The following is a 5022-nucleotide window of genomic DNA, read 5'->3' as shown; positions in this document are numbered from 1 at the left end:
TGTTGATATTGTGATTCCTCTTTCTCTTTCTTCTGGAGCTTTATCTATGTTAGCGAAATCTACAGCTTCTCCTAATTGATATCTGTCATATAATGTTTTTGTTATTGCAGCTGTTAATGTAGTTTTACCGTGGTCAACGTGACCGATAGTTCCTATATTAACATGTGGTTTAGTTCTTTCGTATTTAGCCTTTGCCATTTTCTAATTACCTCCTAAATAATTTAATATGATTAAAGTGTTTACAATAAGCATTTTACTATTAATTATTTCTGTTTTCAAGATGTTTTTCTAATTTTCTCTTAACTCTTTGTAGTGCATTATCAATAGATTTAACATCCCTATTAAGTACGTTAGCAATATATTGATATGACTTACCACTTAAATATAGCCCTAAGACTTCTAATTCTAAGTCGCTTAATAATTCATTCATCTTATCTTCAATATTTTTTAGCTCTTCTTTGCTTATTATTAATTCCTCTGGATCAGTTACTATACTTGTTGCTATTATGTCCAAAAGCGTCCTATCTGATTCTTCATCATAGATAGGTTTATTTAATGATACATATGAATTTAAAGGTATATGTTTTTGTCTTGTTGCAGTTTTAATAGCAGTTATTATCTGCCTAGTTATACATATTTCAGCAAAACATTTAAATGAATTCGTCTTTGTTCCATCGAAATCTCTAACTGCTTTATATAGACCAATCATACCCTCTTGAATTATGTCTTCTTTATCAGCTCCTACTAAAAAATATGATTTAGCTTTTGCTTTAACAAAATTTTTATATTTAGATATAATATATTCTAATGCTAGTTTATCCCCTTTATTAGCTTTTAATACTATATTATATTCATCTTGCTGACTATTATCTAAACTCTCATAATAGTTATAATCTTTATCATTATCCTTAGCTAGTAACATGAAATCTCCCCCATTTACAAGTTTCCTGTACTTATATTATAGCTCAACAAATCCAGTATTTTCAATGCTTTCTACGAATGTTCTCAAGTTTCGACAAAGTTATATCATCTAGTCTATCTTCCAAGAAATTTCGCTGAATTTTTCTTGTACTATCTCTTTGTTTTTCTTTTATTTTCGTCAAAGTTTCATCAAGATAGATTTTTAATTCCCTTGCAGAAATTCTAGTTGCACCTTTCCCCAAAATAATTTGTTGCTCTGCATAATCACTAGTAGCTACTTCAATTTTATCGTATTTAGATAATGTACTTATAAATTTTTCTATATAACTGTCCGCAGTTTGATGTTCTTTTGTGTATACAATAGTTATATATTTTCTTCTTTCAACCTTTTCCCTACTATTTTTTACATTGTAAGCATCAAAAACAATAATTGCTTTTTTACCGTTATATTGTGCATATTCAATTATATAGTGTATTAACCTCTCTCTTGCAGCATCTAAATCTTCGCTTGCTAATGCCTTTAATTCTTCCCAATCATTTATGATATTGTAACCATCTACAATTAAATACGATTTATACTTTTTCTTAGCCATTAATCCTTCTTCATTCTTTGTCTAAAAATTTCATATAACAATATTCCGCCTGCAACTGATGCATTCAGAGATGATACATTTCCTATCATCGGCATCTTAACTACAAAATCACAATTTTGTTTAACTAATCTAGACACCCCAAAACCTTCACTACCGATTACTAATCCTATTGGTCCTGTTAGATTTTGTTCATAGAAAACCTCTCCATCCATGTCTGCTGCTGCTATCCAAAGACCTTCTTTTTTTAATTGCTTTATAGTATTTACTATATTGGTTACTTTACATACTGGAACATACTCAACTGCCCCTGCTGAAGCTTTTGCTACTACAGAAGTAATATGAACTGATCTTCTCTTTGGTATGATTACACCATGAGCTCCAACTGCATCTGCTGTTCTTATTATCGTACCAAGATTATGGGGATCTGTTATTTCATCTAGTATAATAAAAAATGGATCTTCACCCTTTTTCTTTGCTATTTCTAATAAATCACTTAGTTCATAATACTTATAATCACTTACTACGGCTATTACACCTTGATGTGAATGACTTGTGCTTATTTCATCTAATTTATGTTTATCGACATATTGTATAACTATATTCTTTTCTTTAGCCATACCTATTATTTTTTTGATAGACCCTTCCTTAGATGAATTCGATATCATTATTTTATCTATTGCCCTATCACTTCTCAAAGCCTCTATGATAGGATTTCTACCTTCTATATTTGCCAATAATTTCACCGCCTATAAATTATTAAATTTTTCTCTTATTTCTTTTATTTTTCCACATGACATATTGCCTTCTGGACATGGTCCATTTAAGCAGCTTGGGCCTACATTCTTAAATAAAGTAGGGGCCACTTCTCTTACTAATTTTAGCATTTCTGTGGCTAATTCCCTAATCTCCCATTGTGCCCTTTCGCAACATCTGTGATGGAAGAAATTATACAAGCTTCTGGCATTTATTGTAAATACCATTTTTGTTTCGCAAGCATTTGGGAATACATATCTCGCATCTTCTATAGATTTTTTCTCAGCTTGTGATTTAGCTTTCTTTTCACTTACTCCCTTGTCTAATAAGTCTTGATAATGTTTTTTAAATAGTATTTCTACTAATTTATCATAATCTTCTTGGCATTTATTCATTGATTCTATGAATATTTTTTTTGCTTCTTCGTTTTTTTCTATTTCAGGTGGAATTATATATTCAAATTGATCAAGCTTTACATAACGTTGTGATTGTTGTGAAAAACTTGCGATTCGATGTCTCACTATTTGGTGAGAGCAGCTTCTTGATATTCCTTCAATTCCAAATGTAAATGTAACATGCTCGATTGGCGACTCGTGGCCAATACTTACTAGCATATTTAAAAATTTATCTATACTCTCTTGAGTTAAATTTTGTTCTATTTCATCTACACCAACTGGAGAATAACACAGCTTAGCAGCCATAGATATTACTTTTTCCGGTTCTGGTGTATGGGCTAATAATTTGACTTTCATAATAAAATCCTCCTATTTTTTTATTTATAAATTTAATATATAAAAATTTTTTAATTTATATGTGAACTTTCCTTATATTTTTGCAAAAAAACTTTATAAAATTTCAATTTTATATAAATTATATTCACTAATTAATTATACACTAAAAACATATTATAAAAAAACACCACTTTCTTACAAAACTTTAAAGCATGCTTAAAAGTGGTGTTTTTAATTATATTTCTCGTTCTATAATTTCTATACTTTTTTGGACTATATATTCCAGTCGCTCTCTATCCTCACTTAGATATAAATACCCTATTAATGCCTCAAAGCCTGTCGCGCATTTGTAATCAATAATATCTGCATTCTTAGGTGATGTATGAGGCTTTTGATTTCTACCTCTTTTGAAAATCCTTATTTCTTCTTCTGTCAATTCATCCTGTAATTCGTGTATTATTGTCGCTTGTGCCTTAGCTTTAGAGTATTGTATAGCTGATTTGTGAAGATCATTTACTTTTCTGTTGATATTTTGTCTTATTAGATGCTCTCTAATATAAGATTCATAAACTGTATCTCCTAAATATGCTAAAACTAAAGGTGACATAGTTATTAATTCAGTTTTGTCCATTTTTATGCTCTTTTCCATTTTACGCCTTGTCTTGTGTCTTCAAGGACGATACCCTTATCTAATAATTGTTGTCTAATTTCATCTGCTAATTGGAAGTTTTTAGCCTTTTTAGCTTCTGTTCTTTGTGCTATTAATTTTTCTATTTCTTCGTCTAGCATTTCTTCTTTTTTGTCATTTACTATGTTTAAAACACCAGTTAATTCGTTAAATTCAGCTAATGTTTTTTCAGCAAATTCCTTTGAAGAATTTTCAGTTATGTTGCTGTTCATGAATTTAGCTAATTCGAATATTGCACTTACTGCATCTGCTGTATTAACATCGTCATCCATAGCATCTATGAATTTTTGTCTAAATCCAGCTAATTCATCTTGTAGTTTAGCTTCATCTTCTGTCATCTTAGTATCCCCAAGATTGCTTATTATAAACTCAGCTCTTTCTTTAGCATTGTATAATCTTTCAAGACCTGCTTTAGATTGATTTAATATTTCGTCGCTGAAATTAATTGGATTTCTGTAATGAGTAGATAGCATGAAGAATCTAACTACAGCTAAATCGTAAACTTCTGATATTTCTCTAACTGTGAAGAAATTTCCTAATGATTTACTCATTTTTTCGTTGTTTACGTTTATATATTCATTGTGTAACCAGTAGTTAGAGAATGTCTTTCCACTTCTAGCTTCACTTTGTGCTATTTCATTTTCGTGGTGAGGGAATTTTAAATCTTGTCCACCAGCATGTATGTCTATAGTTTCCCCTAAGTATCTATTAGACATAACAGAGCATTCTATATGCCATCCTGGTCTACCTTCACCCCAAGGACTTGGCCATCCTGGTTCTCCTTCTTTTTTAGCCTTCCATAGAACGAAGTCCATTGGATGTCTCTTTTGATCGTTTACTTCTATTCTTGCCCCAGCTTCTAGTTCTTCTTGTTTTATACCTGAAAGCTTTCCATAATCTTTGAATTTTTTAGTATCGAAGTAAACATCTCCATTAACTGCATAAGCATATCCTTTGTCTTCTAGTTCTTTTACGAAATCTATGATTTGTGGTATGTTGTTTGTTACTTGAGGATGCACGTCTGCTCTTTTGATCCCTAATCCGTCTGCATCTACAAAGTATTCCTTTATGTATTTAGTAGCAACTTCTTCTGGTGTAATGTTTTCTTCATGACTTCTTTTGATTATTTTATCGTCTACATCTGTGAAGTTTTGAACATATGTAACATCATATCCCCTGTATTCTAAATATCTTCTCAATGTATCAAATATTATAAAAGGTCTTGCATTTCCTATATGTATAAAGTTGTATACTGTAGGACCACAAACATACATTTTCACCTTGCCTTCTTCAATTGGTACGAATTCTTCTTTTTTACGTGATAATGTATTATATA

7 protein-coding genes are annotated in these 5022 nt (G+C 30.5%); all 7 read right to left on the bottom strand.

The window, feature by feature from the left end; genetic code table 11:
• On the bottom strand, positions 1-198 hold a 198-nt coding region (locus MR593_RS13280; RefSeq protein WP_290691227.1), incomplete at its 3' end, for a GTP-binding protein.
• A gap of 61 nt (positions 199-259) precedes the next feature.
• Positions 260-922: an RNA polymerase sporulation sigma factor SigH gene (sigH, locus tag MR593_RS13275; protein WP_290693909.1), complete on the bottom strand. Its 663-nt coding sequence runs from the start codon at positions 920-922 to the stop codon at positions 260-262.
• A 61-nt stretch (positions 923-983) separates the two neighbouring features.
• Positions 984-1514 (bottom strand): NYN domain-containing protein, encoded by a 531-nt coding sequence (locus MR593_RS13270; RefSeq protein ID WP_290693906.1) that lies wholly within the window; start codon positions 1512-1514, stop codon positions 984-986.
• Positions 1514-2248 carry a 23S rRNA (guanosine(2251)-2'-O)-methyltransferase RlmB gene (gene rlmB, locus MR593_RS13265; protein WP_290693903.1) on the bottom strand — a complete coding sequence of 245 codons (735 nt, stop codon included), beginning with the start codon at positions 2246-2248 and terminating at the stop codon, positions 1514-1516. The genes MR593_RS13270 and rlmB overlap by 1 nt, the downstream gene beginning before the upstream one ends.
• 12 nt (positions 2249-2260) lie before the next feature.
• Entirely contained in the window at positions 2261-3019 is a 759-nt protein-coding gene (thyX, locus tag MR593_RS13260; protein ID WP_331474868.1) for an FAD-dependent thymidylate synthase, read from the bottom strand.
• Between the two features lie 214 nt (positions 3020-3233).
• A complete protein-coding gene (locus MR593_RS13255) occupies positions 3234-3647 on the bottom strand; it encodes a Mini-ribonuclease 3 (RefSeq protein ID WP_290693900.1) in 414 nt (137 codons plus the stop codon).
• Positions 3632-5022 (bottom strand): cysteine--tRNA ligase (gene cysS, locus MR593_RS13250; protein ID WP_290693897.1); only part of this gene is annotated, 1391 nt, incomplete at its 5' end. The genes cysS and MR593_RS13255, both read right to left, overlap by 16 nt.

Source organism: Intestinibacter sp. (assembly GCF_022780145.1).
Taxonomy (GTDB): Bacteria; Bacillota; Clostridia; order Peptostreptococcales; family Peptostreptococcaceae; genus Intestinibacter.
The sequence above is the reverse complement of the archived record's forward strand: the minus strand, read 5'-3'. Positions and strand labels throughout refer to the sequence as shown.